Annotated in this window: 20 protein-coding genes; 12 read left to right on the top strand and 8 right to left on the bottom strand. The window is 70.6% G+C overall.

Going from position 1 to position 18,262, the window contains the following annotated elements; translation table 11 throughout:
- Window positions 1–24 precede the first annotated feature (24 nt).
- The 4 genes from H2041_RS05520 to H2041_RS05505 form a co-directional block, all read right to left on the bottom strand.
- A complete protein-coding gene (locus H2041_RS05520; RefSeq protein ID WP_293410357.1) occupies window positions 25–2,373 on the bottom strand; it encodes a penicillin acylase family protein in 2,349 nt (782 codons plus the stop codon).
- A gap of 67 nt (window positions 2,374–2,440) precedes the next feature.
- A complete protein-coding gene (locus H2041_RS05515) occupies window positions 2,441–3,232 on the bottom strand; it encodes a DUF1295 domain-containing protein (protein WP_293410355.1) in 792 nt (263 codons plus the stop codon).
- A 65-nt stretch (window positions 3,233–3,297) separates the two neighbouring features.
- Window positions 3,298–4,551 carry a cation:dicarboxylase symporter family transporter gene (locus H2041_RS05510; RefSeq protein WP_293410353.1) on the bottom strand — a complete coding sequence of 418 codons (1,254 nt, stop codon included), beginning with the start codon at window positions 4,549–4,551 and terminating at the stop codon, window positions 3,298–3,300.
- 119 nt (window positions 4,552–4,670) lie between these two features.
- Window positions 4,671–5,762 (bottom strand): sensor histidine kinase, encoded by a 1,092-nt coding sequence (locus H2041_RS05505; protein WP_293410350.1) that lies wholly within the window; start codon window positions 5,760–5,762, stop codon window positions 4,671–4,673.
- A 184-nt stretch (window positions 5,763–5,946) separates the two neighbouring features.
- Here H2041_RS05505 and H2041_RS05500 point away from each other — a divergent pair, with 184 nt between their 5' ends.
- The 5 genes from H2041_RS05500 to H2041_RS05480 all read left to right on the top strand — a co-directional run bounded on the left by H2041_RS05500 (window position 5,947) and on the right by H2041_RS05480 (window position 11,620).
- A complete protein-coding gene (locus H2041_RS05500) occupies window positions 5,947–6,588 on the top strand; it encodes a glutathione S-transferase family protein (protein WP_293410348.1) in 642 nt (213 codons plus the stop codon).
- 49 nt (window positions 6,589–6,637) lie between these two features.
- Entirely contained in the window at window positions 6,638–8,443 is a 1,806-nt protein-coding gene (lepA, locus tag H2041_RS05495; RefSeq protein WP_293410345.1) for a translation elongation factor 4, read from the top strand.
- A gap of 86 nt (window positions 8,444–8,529) precedes the next feature.
- The gene (locus H2041_RS05490) at window positions 8,530–9,333 is read left to right on the top strand and encodes a hypothetical protein (RefSeq protein ID WP_293410342.1); all 804 of its coding nucleotides are present in this window, start codon (window positions 8,530–8,532) and stop codon (window positions 9,331–9,333) included.
- 157 nt (window positions 9,334–9,490) lie between these two features.
- Entirely contained in the window at window positions 9,491–11,017 is a 1,527-nt protein-coding gene (locus H2041_RS05485) for an ATP-binding protein (RefSeq protein ID WP_293410339.1), read from the top strand.
- Between the two features lie 57 nt (window positions 11,018–11,074).
- Window positions 11,075–11,620 carry a hypothetical protein gene (locus tag H2041_RS05480; RefSeq protein WP_293410337.1) on the top strand — a complete coding sequence of 182 codons (546 nt, stop codon included), beginning with the start codon at window positions 11,075–11,077 and terminating at the stop codon, window positions 11,618–11,620.
- A gap of 28 nt (window positions 11,621–11,648) precedes the next feature.
- Here the strand turns inward: H2041_RS05480 and H2041_RS05475 are convergent, their stop codons facing one another.
- Both H2041_RS05475 and H2041_RS05470 read right to left on the bottom strand, forming a co-directional pair.
- Complete coding sequence (locus H2041_RS05475; protein WP_293410335.1) at window positions 11,649–12,137, bottom strand: pyridoxamine 5'-phosphate oxidase family protein; 489 nt, start codon at window positions 12,135–12,137, stop codon at window positions 11,649–11,651.
- Window positions 12,138–12,203: 66 nt separating this feature from the next.
- Window positions 12,204–13,097 (bottom strand): phytanoyl-CoA dioxygenase family protein, encoded by an 894-nt coding sequence (locus tag H2041_RS05470; protein WP_293410333.1) that lies wholly within the window; start codon window positions 13,095–13,097, stop codon window positions 12,204–12,206.
- A gap of 122 nt (window positions 13,098–13,219) precedes the next feature.
- Between H2041_RS05470 and H2041_RS05465 the strand changes: the two genes are divergently transcribed.
- From H2041_RS05465 to H2041_RS05435, 7 genes are all read left to right on the top strand, one after another.
- On the top strand, window positions 13,220–13,675 hold the full coding sequence (locus H2041_RS05465; RefSeq protein ID WP_293410331.1) for a DUF5615 family PIN-like protein: 456 nt from the start codon (window positions 13,220–13,222) through the stop codon (window positions 13,673–13,675).
- A gap of 58 nt (window positions 13,676–13,733) precedes the next feature.
- Window positions 13,734–13,919, top strand: coding sequence for a YegP family protein (locus H2041_RS05460; RefSeq protein ID WP_293410328.1), 186 nt, complete (start codon window positions 13,734–13,736; stop codon window positions 13,917–13,919).
- 98 nt (window positions 13,920–14,017) lie between these two features.
- Window positions 14,018–14,155, top strand: a complete 138-nt coding sequence (locus tag H2041_RS05455) for an entericidin A/B family lipoprotein (RefSeq protein ID WP_293410326.1) — start codon at window positions 14,018–14,020, stop codon at window positions 14,153–14,155.
- Window positions 14,156–14,297: 142 nt separating this feature from the next.
- Window positions 14,298–14,702, top strand: a complete 405-nt coding sequence (locus H2041_RS05450; protein ID WP_293410324.1) for a DUF983 domain-containing protein — start codon at window positions 14,298–14,300, stop codon at window positions 14,700–14,702.
- 102 nt (window positions 14,703–14,804) lie between these two features.
- Complete coding sequence (locus tag H2041_RS05445) at window positions 14,805–14,963, top strand: DUF3309 family protein (protein ID WP_293410321.1); 159 nt, start codon at window positions 14,805–14,807, stop codon at window positions 14,961–14,963.
- Between the two features lie 91 nt (window positions 14,964–15,054).
- Window positions 15,055–16,389: an MFS transporter gene (locus tag H2041_RS05440; RefSeq protein WP_293410318.1), complete on the top strand. Its 1,335-nt coding sequence runs from the start codon at window positions 15,055–15,057 to the stop codon at window positions 16,387–16,389.
- A 6-nt stretch (window positions 16,390–16,395) separates the two neighbouring features.
- Window positions 16,396–17,139 (top strand): DUF599 family protein, encoded by a 744-nt coding sequence (locus H2041_RS05435; RefSeq protein WP_293410316.1) that lies wholly within the window; start codon window positions 16,396–16,398, stop codon window positions 17,137–17,139.
- 3 nt (window positions 17,140–17,142) lie between these two features.
- Here the strand turns inward: H2041_RS05435 and H2041_RS05430 are convergent, their stop codons facing one another.
- Both H2041_RS05430 and msrA read right to left on the bottom strand, forming a co-directional pair.
- A complete protein-coding gene (locus H2041_RS05430; RefSeq protein ID WP_293410314.1) occupies window positions 17,143–17,484 on the bottom strand; it encodes an MmcQ/YjbR family DNA-binding protein in 342 nt (113 codons plus the stop codon).
- Window positions 17,481–18,131 (bottom strand): peptide-methionine (S)-S-oxide reductase MsrA, encoded by a 651-nt coding sequence (msrA, locus tag H2041_RS05425; protein WP_293410311.1) that lies wholly within the window; start codon window positions 18,129–18,131, stop codon window positions 17,481–17,483. Before msrA ends, H2041_RS05430 begins: the two co-directional genes overlap by 4 nt.
- Window positions 18,132–18,262 lie beyond the last annotated feature (131 nt).

Below are 18,262 nucleotides of genomic sequence, written 5' to 3'. Positions count from 1 at the left end.
GAAGGTGGTCGCCCACCTGCCCGTTTAGCGGCTGGCGGGAGTCAGGACGATCACCGTCTCGGTGGCGGCCTCCACGGCCGGGCGGGAATAGACCAGCGGCACGTACTCGCCCTTGGCCCACAGCGGGAAGAGGTCGCGGTAGTGCGGGCTGGCCGGATCGCCGGACTGGCCGGGCGTGTTGACCACGCGGCTGTTGTCCCATTCGCCCACGTCCAGGACCATGCGGAAGGAGCCGCCCGCCACCACGCGGTAGTCGCTGGCCCGCCAGGTGGCCGCGAGCGGGCTCAGCATCGTGCCCGACATCGGCGCCGGCCCGACGGCCAGCCGCTCGCGGTCGCCCTGCGGGACGAGCGGGCTCAGCGGGTGTTCGAACCGGGCCTGGTGCAGGTCGCCCCAGCGCCAGGCCGAGGTGTCGGGGCCAAGCTTGTTCCGCACCTCGCTGAAGGCCGCCTGCAGGCTTTCGCTCAGGATGGCGTCCCGCGTGGCGGCGTCGGCGGTCGCGAGGAAATCGGTCACGGCCGGCAGGTCGCCGGAGCCGATGATGCGGGCGGCCGGCGCCGGGGCGGCCCTGGCCACGGCGACCCGGCCCAGATGCTTGAAGATCCACACCTCGTAGAGCGCGGCTGCGGCGCTGTCGGCGCTGGCGCGGCCGTCCCAGTCGCGCAGCAGGGCGACGGCGGAGGCGACCTCGGCGTCCCTGGGGCTGAGGCCCGCCAGCAGGGGCAGGATCTCCCGCGCCGTGGCGTTGGTCGGGTCGGTCTGCAGGGCCATGGAGTCGGCGAGGGTGACGCTGTCGTCGGCGGCCAGGACCTCGGCGATGCGGGTGAAGCGGGCGTCGTTGCTCCACTCGTAGCTCACCTGGCGCTCATAGCCCGGCGGCAGGTTGAACTGGTTGGCCGTGGCCAGCCAGCCCTGGTCCGGATCGAACGCGCTGGGGAGCTGGTCGGCGGGCAGGTAGCCGTCCCACTCGTAGCGCCCGTCGCCGGGCACCGGCGTCAGTCCGTCCCAGTTGGGCCGCACGGGCACGCGCCCGGCCGCGATCCAGCCGATGTGGCCGGAGGTGTCGGCGAAGACCTGGTTCTCGCTGGGCGCGCCGAACCGGCTCATGGCGCTCTTGAACTCGTCCCAGTTGCGCGCGGTCATGTAGTCGGCGGAGCCGAAATAGGCCGAGGTCCCCGGGCTGCCCCAGACGCTGCGCACCGCATAGGCGCGGTGGTTGGCGACGTCCTCGAAGACCACCGGGCCATGGCGCGTGAACTTCAGGGTCGCCGTGTGGGGCTCGCCGCCGCGGACGGCGATCGTCTCCTCTTCGACCCGCATCTCTTCCCAGCCGTCGCCATAGCGATAGCGCCCGGGGTTCGCCGGATCGGTTTCGTAGACGTAGAGGTCCTCCTGGTCGGCCGGGAAGATGGTCAGGCCGAAGGCGATGGTCCCGTTGTGGCCGATGGACACGCCGGGCAGGGCAGGCTCGCCGGCGCCGATGGCCGAGAAGCCCGGCGCCTCCAGGTGCACGATGTAGCGCAGCGACGGGACGCCGTGCGCCCGGTGCGGGTCGTTGGCCAGGATCGGACGCCCCGTGGCGGTGCGCGAGGGCGCGATGGTCCAGTTGTTGGAGCCTATGGCTTCGGCCGGCAGATCCTCGGCCGCGGCGACGACCACCTCGCCCGCCTCGAAGCTCACCGACTGGGTGGCGAGCCGGTAGTCGGCCAGAACCTCGGCGGGGATGGCGCAGGGGTCGAGCCCCTCGGGCAGGGCGATCTCGCGGGCCGGCTCGAGCTTGCGGTTGAGGGCGTTGGCTTCGAGCCCGGCCTCGCAGGTGATCCGCGCCCGCTCGACCTCGGCGGCGGCGTTGCGGGTCAGGCCATGGCTGCGGATGCGAACCACTTCCTCGGGCGCCCAGCGCGCCGGCCGCGCGCCCGTAATCTCGAACTCTTCCGGCAAGGGCCGCTCACCGCGCTCGATCTCGTCCACGAAGGCGTTGATCCCGGCCGTGAAGGCCTCGGCGTAGCCCTTGGCTTCCGGGCCATAGGCGGCCCATTCGGCGTCCATGTCGCCGCGATAGAGGAACAGGCGCGCCGCCCGGTCCTGGGCGACGTATTGCGGGCCGAAGTCCTCCGCCAGACGGCCGAGCCCGCGCTTGCGCCACAGGTCGATCTGCCACAGCCGGTCGCGGGCGACGTTGTAGCCCTGCAGGAAGAGGGCGTCGCGGACGCTGCCCGCATAAATGTGGGCGACGCCCCAGCGGTCGATCCGGATCTCCGCCGGCGCCTGCAGCCCCGCGACGGAGCGCGCGAGGCGCGAGGGTTCGGCCGCGGCCGAAGCCGCCAGCGCCGCCAGTCCGACGGCCGCCACAAGTCCTGCGCGTGCGCCCATGTCTCGCCTCCCTTTGTCTGTTCTTGCCGGCAGCTAAGCGGCTGCGGGGCGGGGAGGCAATCGCCGGTCAGTCCGCCTTCGGCGGCCAGGGGATGATGGACGAGGTGTTGCGGATGTAGTCCGCATAGCCCGGCCGGCGTTCCTCCATGCCCTTTTCCACCGTCGGCGCGCCGCTGCCCTTGGCGAGCAGGAAGGTGATGAGGAGGGGGCCGGCCAGGGACCAGGCGCCCAGGCCGGTCTCGGCGGCGATCATGTAGAGACCCCACCAGACGCAGGCCTCGCCGAAATAGTTGGGATGGCGGCTGTAGCGCCAAAGGCCGGTGTCGAGCACCTTGCCCCTGCTGTCCGGGTCGGCCTTGAAGCGGTCGAGCTGGGCGTCGGCGACGCCTTCATAAATGGTCCCGAAGACCGCCAGCGCCGCGCCCGCCAGCGCGAGCGGACCGAGCGGGACGGCCTCGATCTGGCCGAGCTGAACCGGCAGGGCGACGATCAACTGCAGCGGCGCCTGGGGCGCGAAGACGACGATCAGGCTGGCCAGCGGAAAGGTCCAGCCGCGCTTCTCCCGCGCCTCCGCCAGCATCTCCTCGTAGCGCCGCTCCCTGCCGTGGCGGCGCCAGCGGCGGAAGAGGTGACCGCCCAGCCGCGCGGCCCACAAGGTGCACAGGACCGCCAGGAGCCAGCCGTGGACGCCGCCGGCGCCGGCGAGCGTCAGGCTGGTCCAGGCCAGCACGGCCATGCCGGTCGGCCACCAGGCGTCGATGAAGCTGACGTCCTTCAGTCGCTGGGCGATGGCCCAGAGGACGCCGTAGCTGAACACCAGGACGGCGGCGTTGATCCAGAGAAGCTGCCAGAGGCCCATGGCCTGATCCTCTCCCATGCGTCGGGCTGCAGGGGAGTTACGCGCCGGGCGCCCCGGGGGATGCGTCAGCCGAGGGCCGTCGCCGGCTCGGGCGCCTCGTCCTCCAGAACGACGGTGACCGCCATGTCGGCCGTCACATTGCCGACGGTGCGGAAGATGTCGGGGATGACTTCGACGGCGAGCAGGACGGCGAGGATCTCCACCGGCACGCCGAGGGCGACGCAGATGGGGGCGATGCTGGCGAAGAACGAGGCCTGGCCCGGCAGGCCGACGGTTCCGATGGAGATGACGAAGGCCACGGCGACGGCGGCGGCGAACTGGGCGAAGCTGGGCGACAGGCCGTAGAGGTGGGCCACGAAGACGGCGACGGCGAGGTTCGCCACCGGACTGCTCAGGCGGAAGATGGCGACCGCCAGGGGCAGGACCACGCCGGCCACCCGCGGCGGCACGCGCAGATCGTCCTGCGCCTTCTCCAGCATGACCGGCAGGCAGGCCAGCGAGCTCTGGGTGGAGAAGGCCAGCGCCTGGACCGGCGCGGTGGCGCGGATGAAATCGGCGAACCGGCTGCGGCGGGTGAGCAGGATGAGGCCGTAGGGCAGCAGGGCGATGGCGGCGGTGACGCCGGTCACCATGACCACATACTGGGCGAGCACGCCGGCCGCGCCGAGCCCGGCCCGCAGGCCGATGCCGAGCGCCAGGGCGAAGACGCCAACCGGCGCCGCCAGCAGCACCCAGCGGACGATGACGATCATGGTTTCGGCGAGCGCGCGGAAGACCTGGGTCAGCAGCCCCCTCTGCGCCTGGGGCAGGCGGGTCAGCGCAAAGCCGAAGATGAGGCCGAAGACGACGATCTGCAGGATGGCGTCCTCGGCCGCCGCCCGGATCGGGTTGGAGGGGGCGAGCGTCGGCAGCCAGGCGGCGAAGCCCGGCGGAACCTGGACGGTGGACTGACCCTCCACCGCCGCCGTCATGGCCGCCGCGCCTTGCGGGTCCACCGGCCAGAGGGCGATCAGGCCGCTCATGGCGAAGAGACCGAAGAGCGCGCCGATGACCAGCATGATCGCAAAGAGCGCGAAGGCCCGCGCCGCCAGGCGGCCCGTGGCCGCGGCGTCGGCGGCCGAGGCGACCCCCGTGACCAGCAGCGAGAAGACCAGCGGGACGATGGTCATGCGCAGGGCGTTCAGCCACAGCGCGCCCAGCGCCTCCACCACCTCGGCCGCACGGAGGGCGGCGGGTCCGCCATAGGCGAACAGGGCCGAACCGGTGACGAGGCCGGCCACGAGGGCGCCGAGGACGAAGAGGCTGAGCGATTTGATCATGGACGACTCCGCATGCGGGGGGCGGAGATTGTCATGTTCGCGGCCGGCTGGCGCGCGCGAATGGGTCAGAACTGCGCGCCGGGGCGCAGGCGCTCACCGCCGCGGCCCTGGCCGCCGGCTCAGGCGCTCTTTGCGAGATCGTCGTGGCGCGCCGGCCGGAGGTTGGGACCGATCGGCGTGCGGATGACGCAGCACAGCCCCAGGGCGTCGAAGTCCAGGCTCACCGAACCGCCCAGCTCACCCGCCACGCCGCGTTCCAGCAGCCGCGAGCCGAAGCCTCGGCGCTCCGGCGCCGCCACCGCTCCCCCCTCGCGTTCGCGCCAGGTGATGACGGTCGCCCCTGCAACCTCATCGACCTCCGCCTCGATCTCCACCCGGCCGCCCTTGGCCCAGGCGCCGTGCTTCAGGGCGTTGGTCGCCAGCTCGTGCAGCGCCATGCCCAGTGTGACGGCGGTGTTCGGCGACATGGCGAGCGGCTCGCCCGAGAAGCGGTAGGGCTGGCCGTAGTGGCTGAGGCTGGCGTTGACCAGGTCCTCGAAGGCCGCGCCCTCCCAGCTGCGCTTGACCAGCAGATTGTGGGTGGAGGACAGCGCCATCAGGCGATCGATGAAGGTCGATCGGGCCGCCTCCGGATCCTGCTCGCCGCTCAGGGTCTGGACGGCGATCGACTGCACCGAGGCGAGCGTGTTCTTCACGCGGTGGTTCAGCTCGTCGAGCAGCAGTTTCTGCCGCGCCTCGTGCTCGCGCATCTCGACCATCGTGTCCATGGCCGCCCGCAGTTCGACGAGGGCGGCGTCGCGCTCGGCGATGCGGCGCTCGAGCTCGGCCGGGGAGGGCAGGGCGATGACCCGCGGCAGCAGGGGCCAGAGGGCGAAGGCGGTGATGACCGAGACGGCGGCAGTCGCGGCCTTGATCAGGGCCTCGACGCCATAGTCGGCGTTCCACAGCGTCCAGACCATCATGAAGTGGGTCACGCCGCAGAGCATGATGAAGCCGACGAACATCCAGATCGCCCAGCTGAACTTCACGTCGCGGCGGTGCCAGAGGAAGACGCCGAGGGCGAGCGGGATGGAGAAGTAGGCCAGGCCGATCAGCACGTCGGAGATGGCGTGCGTCCAGATCAGCTCCGGACGCCACATCAGGCAGATGCCGTGCGGATTGAGGGTGTTGGAATCGAAGAAGTAGCCGAGCCGCTCCCGAAGTCCGTCCATCGACCGCGCCCCAGAAACCCGTGTTCCGCACGGAAAGACTCGGCTGCTTTTCGGTCACCGTCCAGCCCGTTCGTCTGTGGGGCGGCGCCAATCGGCGAGGTTGTCGAGGGCGGTCCGCGGCGCCGTGACGACGCCCCGTCGTCTCCGGCGGCTAGGTGTGCGCCGAGGCTGCCGGAGCAGGACCATGATCACGGTGTGGGGGCGGAGCGACTCCTCGGCGACGGCGCGGGTGATGTGGGCGGCGGGCGAGGCCGGAGTGAGCGTCGAGCGGCGCGACTGGGGCGGCGACTTCGGCGGCAATGACGATCCGGCGTTCCGGGCCGTCAGTCCGCCGGGGCGCATCCCGGCGATCACGACGAGCACGGGCTTCAGCCTGTGGGAATCGGCGGCGATCATCCGCTGGCTGGCGAGCCGCCATCCGCAGGCCGGACTCTGGCCGGAGGACCCGCAGGCGCGCTGGCAGGCCGAGGCCTGGATGGACTGGTCCGCCGCCCCGGCCCGCGCCGTAGGCGCCGTGCGCACCGCCTATCGCCGTTCAAGCCCCGACCCGGCCGAGATGGGCCGTTCGGTCGCCGCCGCCGTGGACGTGCTCCAGGTCCTCGAGATACGGCTGGCCGGCCGCGCCTTCGTCATGGGTCGACAGCTGAGCGTCGCCGACCTCGCCCTCGGCGTCGCCGTCCACCGCTGGTTCCGCGTCCCGCCGGAACTCGAGCCGCCGCGGCTGCCCGCGCTCGCCGACTGGTACGCGCGCCTCTGCGAGCGGCCCGCCTTTCGCGAACACGTCCTGGAGAAGGTCAGCGTCCGCCCCCAGCGCGTCGGCGGCTGAGGCGATCACGCCCCTCGCGCATTCGCAGGGATGTGATAGAGGCCGTCGCATGACGACCCCGCTCTCGCGCATCCGCAACTTCTCCATCGTGGCCCACATCGACCACGGGAAATCGACCCTGTCCGACCGGCTCATCCAGGAGACGGGCGCGCTGACCCAGCGCGAAATGAAGGAGCAGGTGCTCGACTCCATGGAGATCGAGCGGGAGCGGGGCATCACCATCAAGGCCCAGACCGTGCGCCTGCACTACAAGGCCAAGGACGGCGAGACCTATGTCCTGAACCTGATGGACACGCCCGGCCACGTGGACTTCGCCTATGAGGTCAGCCGTTCGCTGGCGGCCTGCGAAGGCTCCATTCTGGTGGTGGACTCCAGCCAGGGCGTGGAGGCGCAGACGCTCGCCAACGTCTATCAGGCCATCGACAACGACCACGAGATCGTGCCGGTCCTCAACAAGATCGACCTGCCGGCCGCCGAGCCCGAGCGGGTGCGCCAGCAGATCGAGGACGTGATCGGGCTCGACGCCTCCGACGCCATCCTCTGTTCGGCCAAGACGGGCGAGGGGATCGGCGACCTCCTGGAGGCCATCGTCACCCGCCTGCCGGCGCCCAAGGGCGACCCGGACGCGCCGCTGAAGGCCCTGCTCGTCGACGCCTGGTACGACGCCTATCTGGGCGTGATCGTGCTGGTGCGCGTCATCGACGGCGTCATGAAGGCCGGCCAGAAGGTCAAGATGATGCAGACCGGCGCCACCTACGGCATCGACCGCATCGGCGTCTTTCGGCCCAAGCAGACCGAGGTGGACGAGCTCGGCCCCGGCGAGATCGGCTTCATCACCGCCTCGATCAAGGAGGTGGCCGACGCCGCCGTCGGCGACACCATCACCGAGGAGAAGCGCCCGACGGCCCAGGCCTTGTCGGGCTTCCGCGAGGCCCAGCCGGTGGTCTTCTGCGGCCTCTTCCCCGTCGACGCCGCCGACTTCGAGGATTTGCGCGCGGCCATGGGCAAGCTGCGCCTGAACGACGCCAGCTTCTCCTTCGAGATGGAGACCAGCGCCGCCCTCGGCTTCGGCTTCCGCTGCGGCTTCCTTGGGTTGCTGCACCTGGAGATCATCCAGGAGCGGCTGAGCCGCGAATTCGACCTCGACCTGATCGCCACGGCCCCCAGCGTCGTCTACCGCGTCACGCTGACCAGCGGCGAGGAGATCGAGCTGCACAACCCGGCCGACCTGCCCGACCCGGTGCGGATCGAGTCCATCGCCGAGCCGTGGATCAAGGCCACCATCCTGACGCCGGACGAACACCTGGGCTCGATCATCAAGCTCTGCCAGGACCGCCGCGGCGAGCAGCGGGAGCTGTCCTATGTCGGCCAGCGGGCCATGGTGGTCTACGACCTGCCGCTGAACGAGGTGGTCTTCGACTTCTACGACCGCCTGAAATCGATCTCCAAGGGCTACGCCTCCTTCGACTACCAGATCGAGGAGTACCGCACCGGCGACCTGGTGAAGATGTCGATCCTGGTCAATTCCGAGCCGGTGGACGCACTGTCCATGCTGGTCCACCGCACGCGGGCTGAGATGCGCGGCCGGGCCATGGTGGAGCGGATGAAGGACCTCATCCCGCAGCACATGTTCCAGATCCCCATCCAGGCGGCCATCGGCGGCCGGATCATCGCCCGCGAGACCATCCGCGCCCTGCGCAAGGACGTGACGGCCAAGTGCTATGGCGGCGACGCCAGCCGCAAGCGCAAGCTCCTCGACAAGCAGAAGGAGGGCAAGAAGCGCATGCGCCAGTTCGGCAAGGTCGAGATCCCGCAGGAAGCCTTCATCGCCGCCTTGAAGATGGACGCCGACTAGGACGTGCTGCGGGCGGCGTTGCGCCCTAAGGTTGCGGATGTCGCAATTGCCGGCCAGGGTGGGCGAGCCATTGCCCCCGAGGTCGCATGTCCCTGCTTGCCCTGATCGCCGCCGCCAGCCTGTCCGGCCCCATCGACTGCCAGTCGCGCGAGGCGGTGCTCGACGCCACGCGGCCGGTCCTGGCGGCCTGGAATGCCCAGAAATGGGAGGAGGCGAAGTCCGGCGCCGACGCCGTGATCGCCGCCTGTGGAAAGGCCGAGGGGACGGAAGCGGCCTATGCGCTCGGCTCGGACCTCGCCTACCGCGACGGCGACTTCGCCTCGGCCTTGAACCTCGCCCAGAACGTCCCGCGCCATGGTCCTTCGCCCCTGGCGCGCCTGGCCGGTCTGACGGCGGTGCAGAGCGCCATCGCACTGGGCGACGCCGAGGCGGCCGAGCGCGAGAAGCTCGCCGTCTCCGCGGCCATCGTGGCGGCTCTCACCTTCCCCGACGGTCCGATCCGCGGGCGGATGCTGGGCGGCTTCGCCGCTGGCGAGAACATGGTGATCGCGGTCGAGGGCGACTACAAGAACGGGCCGTTCGTGCGGCATCTGACCTTCATCGTCGTGCCGCGCGAGCCGCTGAAGCCTCTGCGGACGCTCATGCTGACGACCAGCCCGGCCTCGGCGATGATGGACCTGGAGGGCGTCTACGCCTTCGACGAATACGCCTGCGACCGTCACGTCCTGCTCGACATCATCCAGAGCGACCATCAACCCACCTACGACGAGATGAGGGCGCGGGTGGAGGCGCATCTCACGCAGCCGGCGGACGGCATCTCGGCGAGCAGCGCGGGTTCCGGCGGCGCCTGCCCCATGGGGGTCTTCCTCGCGCCCGGGTTCGGAAGCTGACGGCCGCCGGTCCGGCGAAGCAGCACCCCCTCGGGCCGCCGGCTTGGCGGGACGTCTGCGCGATGGCGCGGACGACCGATTTGGCCTCCGGCGACGGCCGTTAACCGCCTAGGCGCCGTGAGCGTGGAAAATCGCGGCTCCCCATCCGGAGCCCTAAATGACCTCGCCTGCCGCTGCGCAGACCTTGCCCGACCTCGCAGCCTTCTTCGATGTGTCGCTGGACATGCTCTGCATCCGCGACGCCCACTTCCGCTTCGTGCGCGTGAACGAGGCCTGGACCCGGACGCTCGGCCATCGAATCGATGCGCTCGAGGGCGCCCGCATGCTCGACTTCATCCATCCCGACGACCTCCGCCACAGCGAGGGACGGATGATCGGGATCGGCCCCGACGGCGAGATCGACGGCTTCATCAACCGCTATCGCCACGCCGACGGCAGCTATCGCAGCCTCGAATGGCGGGCGCGGCGGGTCGGAGACTACGTCTTCGGCGTCGCCCGCGACGTGACCGAACGCTTGGCGGCGGAGGCGGAGATGGCCGCCGCGCGGGAGGCGGCCGAGGCGGCCAACCGCGCCAAGAGCGACTTCCTCGCCAATATGAGCCACGAGATCCGGACGCCCCTCAACGGGGTGATCGGCGTGGCCGCGGCCCTGGCGCGCACCCCCCTGCGGGACGACCAGCGCGAGATGGTCTCGCTCATCGAGCGCTCAGGCGCGGCGCTGGAGGGGATCGTCTCCGACGTCCTCGACCTGTCCAAGATCGAAGCCGGCCGGCTGCGCCTGGACGAGACGGCCTTCGACCTTCGCGCCGAGCTCGGCCTGGTGATCGACGTCTTCCGCCTGCGGGCCGAAGAAAAGGGGCTCGACTTCCGGGTGGTCTGGGAGCCGGGCGCCGAGGGCGGCCTGGTCGGCGACCCCCTTCGTCTGCGCCAGGTGCTGACCAACCTCCTGTCCAACGCCGTCAAGTTCACGGCTCGGGGCGGCGTGTCGGTCACCGTCGGCTGCGCCCAGGGCCATCTCTCCATCTCCGTGGCCGATACGGGCGTGGGCTTCGACGCGCTCGCCGCCCGCCAGCTCTTCCAGCGCTTCTCGCAGGCGGACGGCACGATCACACGGCGCTTTGGCGGAACCGGTCTGGGACTCGCCATCAGTCGCTCGCTGGTCGAACTGATGGGGGGTGACATCTCCGCGGAGTCCGAGCCAGGGGTCGGCAGCACCTTCCAGTTCCGCCTCCCGGCGCGCCGCGCGCCGCTCGGCCCCGTCGCCGGGCGCGGCGCACCGGAGACCGGGGACCTGATGGAGCGGCTCGTCGGCCGCCGCGTCCTCCTGGCCGAGGACCATCCGGTGAACCGCCGGGTCGTGGAGCTGATCCTGGCGCCCTTCGGGGTCGAACTGACGATCGCGGAGGATGGCCGCGCGGCCCTGGAGCGCCTGGCTGTGGAACGCTTCGACCTGGTCCTGATGGACATGCAGATGCCGGTGCTCGACGGCCTGGCGGCCACGCGCGAACTGCGCCTGCGCGAGGCGGCGACCGGCGCGCCGCGCACGCCGGTGCTGATGCTCAGCGCCAACGCCATGCGCCAGCATCGCGAGGAGGCGCAAGCCGCCGGCGCCGATCGCCACGTCGCCAAGCCGGTGACGGCTCAGGCCCTGCTCCAGACGATGGCGGAGGAACTGGAGCGCTAGGTCGAGTACAATGGCCGCTCCGCCGGAACCAATCGGCCAGCTCCAGCCTGTGTGGTGATGACCTCCCTTCGCGCCTCTGCCGTCCTGCCGCTGATCGCCGCCCTGGCGCTCGCGGCCTGCTCCGAACCGGCCTCGCCGCCGGATGTCCCAGCGCCAGCCGCGCCGGCTGCATCGCCGGCCGCGCCCGCGGCCGCTCCGGCGGCGGCGGGCGAAACCGTCGGCGGGGATGGATCGGAGATCGTGCTGAACGCCCTCACGTCCGAGGACATCGAGGCCGAGACCCTGCCGGGCGAACTCGCCTGCAGCTTCATCACGAGCGGGGATGAAGCCCTGCTGCTCGCGCGCGGGAACGTCGCCTCGTCCGATCCGGCCGTGGGCGTGGTGAAGGTCGGCGACTATGTGGAGCGCGTCGCCGCGCCCGGCGGCTTCGACGGCATGCTGGGGGGAACAAGCTTCGCAGGCCGCGGCAAGACCGTGGTGATCGAGGTCACGGGCGAGCCCGTCGGCGGCGGCGAATCCCCGCCGCGGCCGGCGACGCTGACCTATCAGCGCGCCGACGGGGCGAGCCGGACCATTCCCGGCCAGTGGAACTGCGGCCCCTAGTCAGCGCCCGGGGCCGCCGATCTCAAGCCTAGTCGAGACGGACTTCGCCGACCTTGTCCTGGTAGTCCTTCTTGGGGTCGCGGCCCATCAGCACCTTCACGCCGGCGAACAGGCTGTGCTCGTTCAGCCAGATCTGCGCGCGCTCGGGCTCGAATCGCAGGAGCTGAAGCTTCGGGTCGTCCTTGCCGCCCTCGTACCAGGCCGCGACGAAGGGGTTCCAGAGACGCTCGATCGCGTCGCGGTCGTTGTCCGGGACGAGGCGGCCGTGAATGGTCGCGAACAGGTCATGGTCCTTCGAGGCGAAGTGCGCCATGGCGCGGTGGCCGGTCCCCGCCGCCTGGACCAGGTCCACCCCCTTGGCGCTGAAGATCCAGATCGGGCCGCCCTCGTCGCCCTCGATCTGGGCGGTCATGGGCTGGCTGTGGCCCTCCTCCACGCCCGTCAGGCCGAGCATGATCGTGCGGTCCGATTTAAGCGCCTTCCAGAACTTGGCTTCGAGTTCGGCGGGGTCGGCCATGGGGGCTCCTTTCGTGCTGATGTCACCAGCCGAACGGCCCCGAGCCCCCGCCGTTCCCGCGCCGGATCAGCCCGCCCGCAACTGGGAGCTGAGCGCCGCCAGGTCCTCGCCCGAGCCGAATCGCGAGCCGCTGGCTTCCCCCGTCAGCGCATGGGCCGGCGAGACGAGCTCCGGACCTTGGCCGGGCGGCAGGGGCGGGGTGTAGTAGCCCAGCGCATAGCCGCCAAGATCGTAGCCCAGCAGGGACTGGAGCTCGGGCGACAAGGTGCGGGCGATCTCCGGCGGACAGGACAGATACTGGTTCTCCTCCTGCCGCAGCCAGCCGAGCGCATAGGTGATGTTCAGGCCCCAGCGGTCGCCGTCGCTGTCGTTCGCCCCGCCGCCGTGGAAGACGCTGCCCGTATAGACCAGCACGGAGCCCGCCTTCATCGTCGCCCGCGCGATCTCGTGGGGCTCGGCGCGGCGGTCGTCGGGCCAGGCCTGGGAACCCGGGATGACCTGTGTGGCGCCGTTGGCCTCGGTGAAGTCGGTCACCGCCCAGATGGTGTTGAGCTGCGGCTCCAGCCCCTTGAGATGCGCCCCCCAGGCCCAGCGGTCGCGGTGGATGGGTTGGGCGCCCTGGCCGGGCATGATGCGGATGAGCTGGGTGAGGTGCAGCTGCCAGCGTTCGCAGTTGGGCTTGAGCAGATGGGCGCAGAGGGCCTGGACGCGGGGATCGAGGATCAGCGGACGGCAGGCCGGCGAGCGGGCCGCCAATGCGCCGGTGCGCGTGGTTCGAAAGCCGGTGAAACCGTCCTGGCCGGGCGCCGTGGCCTCGACGAACGGCGCGAGCTCGGCCTTGAGCGCGGCGACCTGGCTTGCGTTCAGCACATCGTCGACGACGAGGGCGCCGTCGCGGTCCAGAGCGGCGGTCATCTCTTCGGCTGGCGCGTCTGGCGGCAGGTGGACGAGGCTTGGCATGGTGGTGATCCTCCCCGGAGCCCTTGTTGTCGGCGCCTCCGGCGGCTCCAGCCCGGGGCGAGACCGAAGAATGGCGCCGGACGGCGAACGGGCCAAACCCGGCGGGGCGCGTTAGGGGGAAGATGCGCTTCCTGTGCGACGAGATGCTGACCCGGCTGGCCCGTCTGCTGCGCTCGGCGGGCCACGACACCGCCCTGGCGGGCGGCGGGGCGCCGGACGCCGATCTGCTGACCCAGGCGAAGGCGGAGGGACGCCTCCTGCTCACCCGCGACCGCGAACTGGCGCAGGCGGCGCATCCCGACGGCGTCCGCATCGAGGGCGACGGCGTCCTCGATCAGGCGCGGAGCCTCTCCGCCGCGGTCGAAGTCGACTGGCTGGCGGCGCCGTTCACGCGCTGCGCCATGGACAATGCCGAGCTCCGCGCCGCCGATGCGCAGGAGAGATCGCGAATGCCGGCCGAAGCGCGGTCCGGGTCCGGGCCGTTCCGGACCTGCCCGGTCTGCGGCCGCCTCTACTGGCCCGGCAGCCACGTGCGCCGCATCCGCGCCCGGCTGGAGGGCCTGGCCGGGCAAGCTTGATCTCCGGCGGTCCTTTGGCGAGAGTCGGCTATCCGACAAACCGCCGAGGGAGGGTGCGATGGCCTACAAGTTCGAGATCTTCAAGGACAAGGCGGGCGAATTCCGGGTGCGGTTCCGGGCGTCCAACGGCGAGGTCATGTTCTCCTCCGAGGGCTACGCCTCGAAATCGAGCGCCAAGAACATGATCGAGTCGATCAAGAAGAACGCGCCGGACGCCGAAGTGGTGGACGACAGCGCCGGCTGAAGCCGGCCGCCTTCTCCATTGATCCCTCCTGGGGCGCCGGCTTAGATCGCGCCGCAAGCCGGGCCATGGGGCCCGGTTCTCCGGAGAATCGACGATCCATGCGCAAGGTGATGATCCTGGCCGCCGCCGCGGCCGCCCTGATGGTGTCGGCCTGCAACACGGTCGCGGGCCTCGGCCGCGATGTCGAGGCCGCCGGCCAGGCGGTGAAGAACACCGCCGAGGACGTGAAGCGCTGAGGCTTCCATCTGCGCTTCCGCGGGCGGCCACGAGGCGCCGGCCGCGGAAGCCGACCGCCGGGCGCGCAACCTGGCCGGGCCGAGGCGGGTTTACTCGCTGCGACGGCGCGCCGCCCTTTTCCTGCCTCGCCGGAGGCCGCATATGAGCGCCATGTCCGAACCCCGTCCGAGCCTGTTCACCGCCCTCAAGCGCGGCCTCGCCGGCCGTTGCCCCCACTGCGGCAAGGGCGCTCTCTTCTGGCGCTACCTGAAGGTCGAACCGGCCTGTCACGAGTGCGGTCATGACCTGGCCCAGTACCCGGCCGACGACGGCCCGGCCTATTTCACCATCCTCATCGTGGGCCACCTGATCGTGGCGCCGCTTCTGCTCTTCCCCTTCATCTGGGAGGCGCCGGTCTGGCTCGTCGTGCCCGCCACCCTGGCGCCGCTGGCTCTGGCGACGCTCTGGATGCTGCCCAGGATCAAGGGCGCCTTCATCGGCGGGCTCTACGCGCTGGGCGTGAAGGAGCGCGACTCCCACCTCCACACGGCCGACGCCGCCGAATAGGCGCCGCCCGGTCCGGGCGCCCGCCGCCGGAACCTGAGCCGTGCGCCGTCGTTCTGCTGCGACGCGAGCGGCCGTCGTGGTCCGCTCTGACGGAGAGCGGACATGACGCTTGGCACCATCCTTCTGATCATCCTGATCCTGGCCCTGATCGGCGCCCTGCCGACCTGGGGCTACAGCCGCAGCTGGGGCTACTTTCCCTCGGGCGGCCTGGGCCTCGTCCTGGTGATCGTGCTGATCCTGGTCCTGCTCGGCCAGATATAGGGCGGCTGCGCCGGCGCTCGCGGGGCTTTCGCTTCGGGCCGCACCTCCCTAGCATCCCCCGCCAAAGCACAAGTCTTGCGGGGGGAGAGGCATGACGGCGACCGAGACGGGCGCAGACGCACAGGCGCCGGCGGGACTGCTGGCCACGGGGCTCACGCCTGTCCAGAGGCTGAAGGCGATCGCCGGCGGTTCGGCCGGCAATCTGGTGGAGTGGTACGACTGGTTCGCCTACTCCTCCTTCGCCCTCTATTTCGCCAAGCACTTCTTCCCGGACGGCGACCAGACGGCGCAGCTGCTTCAGGCGGCCGCGGTCTTCGCCATCGGCTTCCTGGCCAGGCCCGTGGGCGCCTGGCTGATGGGACTCTATGCCGACCGGGCGGGGCGGCGCGCGGCGCTGTCCCTGTCGGTGGCCATGATGTGCGCCGGCTCCTTCGTCATCGCCATCACCCCTGACTACGCCATGATCGGCGTGGGCGCGCCCATCGTGCTGCTCCTCGCCCGCCTGCTTCAGGGGCTGTCGGTGGGTGGCGAGTACGGGGCCAGCGCCACCTACCTGTCGGAGATGGCGGGGAAGAACAGGCGCGGCTTCTGGTCCAGCTTCCAGTTCGTGACGCTGATCTCGGGACAGCTGCTGGCCCTGCTGGTGCTCATCATCCTGCAGAACCTCATGCCGACGGAGGCCCTGGAAAGCTGGGGCTGGCGCATCCCCTTCTTCATCGGCGGACTGCTGGCCGTGGTGGTCTTCTGGATCCGGCGCGGCCTGGAGGAGAGCGTCTCCTTCACCAACGCCCAGGCGGCCGGGGCCGAGCGCGGCAAGACCATGATGCTGTTCCTGCACCATCCGTGGGAGACGGCGGCCATCTTCCTGCTGACCTCGGGCGGCTCGCTCGCCTTCTACGCCTACACGACCTACATGCAGAAGTTCCTGGTCAACACGGCCGGCTTCGCCAAGGACACGGCGACCTCGATCACCGCCGGCGCGCTGGTGGTCTATCTCTTCCTGCTGCCGCTGTTCGGCTGGCTGTCGGACAAGTGGGGGCGGCGGACCAATCTCGCCCTGACCTTCGGGGCGGGCATGGTCCTGACCTATCCGGTCATGACGCTGATGGCCGGGACGACGGACGCGCTTGTCGCCTTCGGCCTGATGACCCTGCTGATCGTCATCCTGACCGGCTACACCTCGGTCAGCGCCGTGACCAAGGCCGAGCTCTTCCCGGCCCATGTCCGCGCCCTCGGGGTGGCCCTGCCCTATGCGACCGCCAACGCCGTCTTCGGCGGCACGGCCGAGGCCGTGGCTCTGTGGTTCAAGGGCCAGGGGATCGAGAGCGCCTTCTACATCTATGTCTCGGCCATCATGGGCGTGGCCCTGGTGGTCTCCATCCTGCTCGGCGACAGCCGCAAGCGTAGCCTGATCCTGGAGGACTGAGGCGCTATGGACGCCCTGCGGCTCTCGACGCTGGACACCGTCGCCCTGGCGCTCTTCGCGATCGCCTGGCTGGCCTACGAACCGCTGGTGAAGGCCGCGCTCGGCCGGCGGCACATGATCAATCTCGACATGGGGGTGATCCGGGTCGCCTGGATGCGCAACATGGCCGTGCGCGAGAACAAGTTCATGGACGGCCAGCTTCTGGGCCACACCATCAACTCGGCCTCCTTCTTCGCCTCGTCCAACCTGCTCCTGATCGCCGCGGCCGCCGGCGTGCTGTTCGGCGGCGAGGACGCCTTCCGCAGCGCCTCGAGCCTGATCGTCATCAAGACCTCCTCGCGGCTGCTTTTCGAGCTGCAGCTGGCCCTGGTGCTGCTCACGCTCGCCCGCGGTCTGCTCGACTTCATCTGGGCCATCCGCCAGATGAACTACACCATCGCGGTCATCGGGGCCGCGCCGATCAGCGCCGAGGCCGCCGTGCTGCAAACCTATGGCGAGGCTTCGGGCCGGCTGATCAATCCGGCTCTGTCGGCCTTCAACGCCGGGGTGCGTGGCTATTATTTCGCCCTGGCCGCCGCGAGCTGGATCTTCGGCGCCACGGCCTTCATCGCCGCCACGATCAGCGCCGTCCTTCTGCTGGTCTGGCGCCAGCGGCGGTCCAAGGCGGCGGTCGCCATCGCCGACCTGCGGCAGATCCTGGAGGACCTGCCGCCGCCCGAGCCCGTCGCCAAGCCGCCGGCGGAGATCTGAGGCTCACGCCAGCCCGATCTCGCGCCGCTGGGCCCGCGTCAGCTTGGCGGCGACCAGGCCGTGGGCGGTGGCGAGCCAATCGGCGACCTCGTCGGGATCGAGGCTGTCGAGGTCGTCGAACCGCACCCACTTCGCCCGCGCCAGATAGGGCGCCGGCCGGGCCGGGCCGCCTTCTGTCAGCACCTCGAAGGCCAGGTCGCTCGCCTTGAACGACAGCCCGCCGGCAGAACCCAGCACTGCGAACATCTTGCCGCCCACCTTGAAGACGTGGTCGTCGCCCCACTGGACCGATAGGGTCGCGCCCGGCAGGGCCAGAGCGCAGGCCTCGATCGCCTCCGGGGTCACGCCTCGACGCCGGTCCCGATGGGGCAGGTCACGCCCGTGCCGCCGATGCCGCAATAGCCGCCGGGATTCTTGGCCAGGTACTGCTGGTGGTAGGCCTCGGCGAAATAGAAGGGACCGGCCTCGACGATCTCGGTGGTGATGGGGCCCAGGCCCTTCTCCGACAGAGCCTGCTCATAGGCCTGCTTGGAGGCGACGGCGGCCTGGGCCTGGGCGTCGTTCTCCACATAGACGCCCGAGCGGTACTGGGTGCCGATGTCGTTCCCCTGGCGCATGCCCTGGGTCGGGTCGTGGTTCTCCCAGAAGACCTTGAGTAGCTGCTCGTAGGTGACCACGCGCGGGTCATAGACCAACAGCACCGCCTCGGTGTGGCCGGTGCGGCCGCTGCACACCTCCTCATAGGTCGGGTTGGGCGTCAGGCCGTTCACATAGCCGACCGCCGTCACATAGACGCCCGGCAGCTGCCAGAAGACCCGCTCCACGCCCCAGAAGCAGCCCATGGCGAAGACCGCCGTCTCCAGCCCCTCCGGATAGGGGCCGTGCAGGGGCCGGCCGTTGACGAAATGGGTGTCGGCCGTGGGGATCGGATCGGCCCTGCCGGGCAGAGCCGTCTCGGCCGTGGGCAGTTCGGCGGGCTTGCGGAAGAACATGGGCGACCTCTCGGGCTGGCGCGGCCGGCGCGCAACCGCGCGGCCACAGGGCTTTGGTTTAAGAGATAGGACGCCTGAGGCCGTCCGCGAAGGGGCGCGACAAAGGCGCCGCAGGCGTCGTGCGCCGCGCG

The organism is Phenylobacterium sp., assembly GCF_013911965.1.
GTDB lineage: Bacteria > Pseudomonadota > Alphaproteobacteria > Caulobacterales > Caulobacteraceae > Phenylobacterium.
Note: the sequence above shows the minus strand (reverse complement) of the source record. Positions and strands in the feature narration are given on the sequence as shown.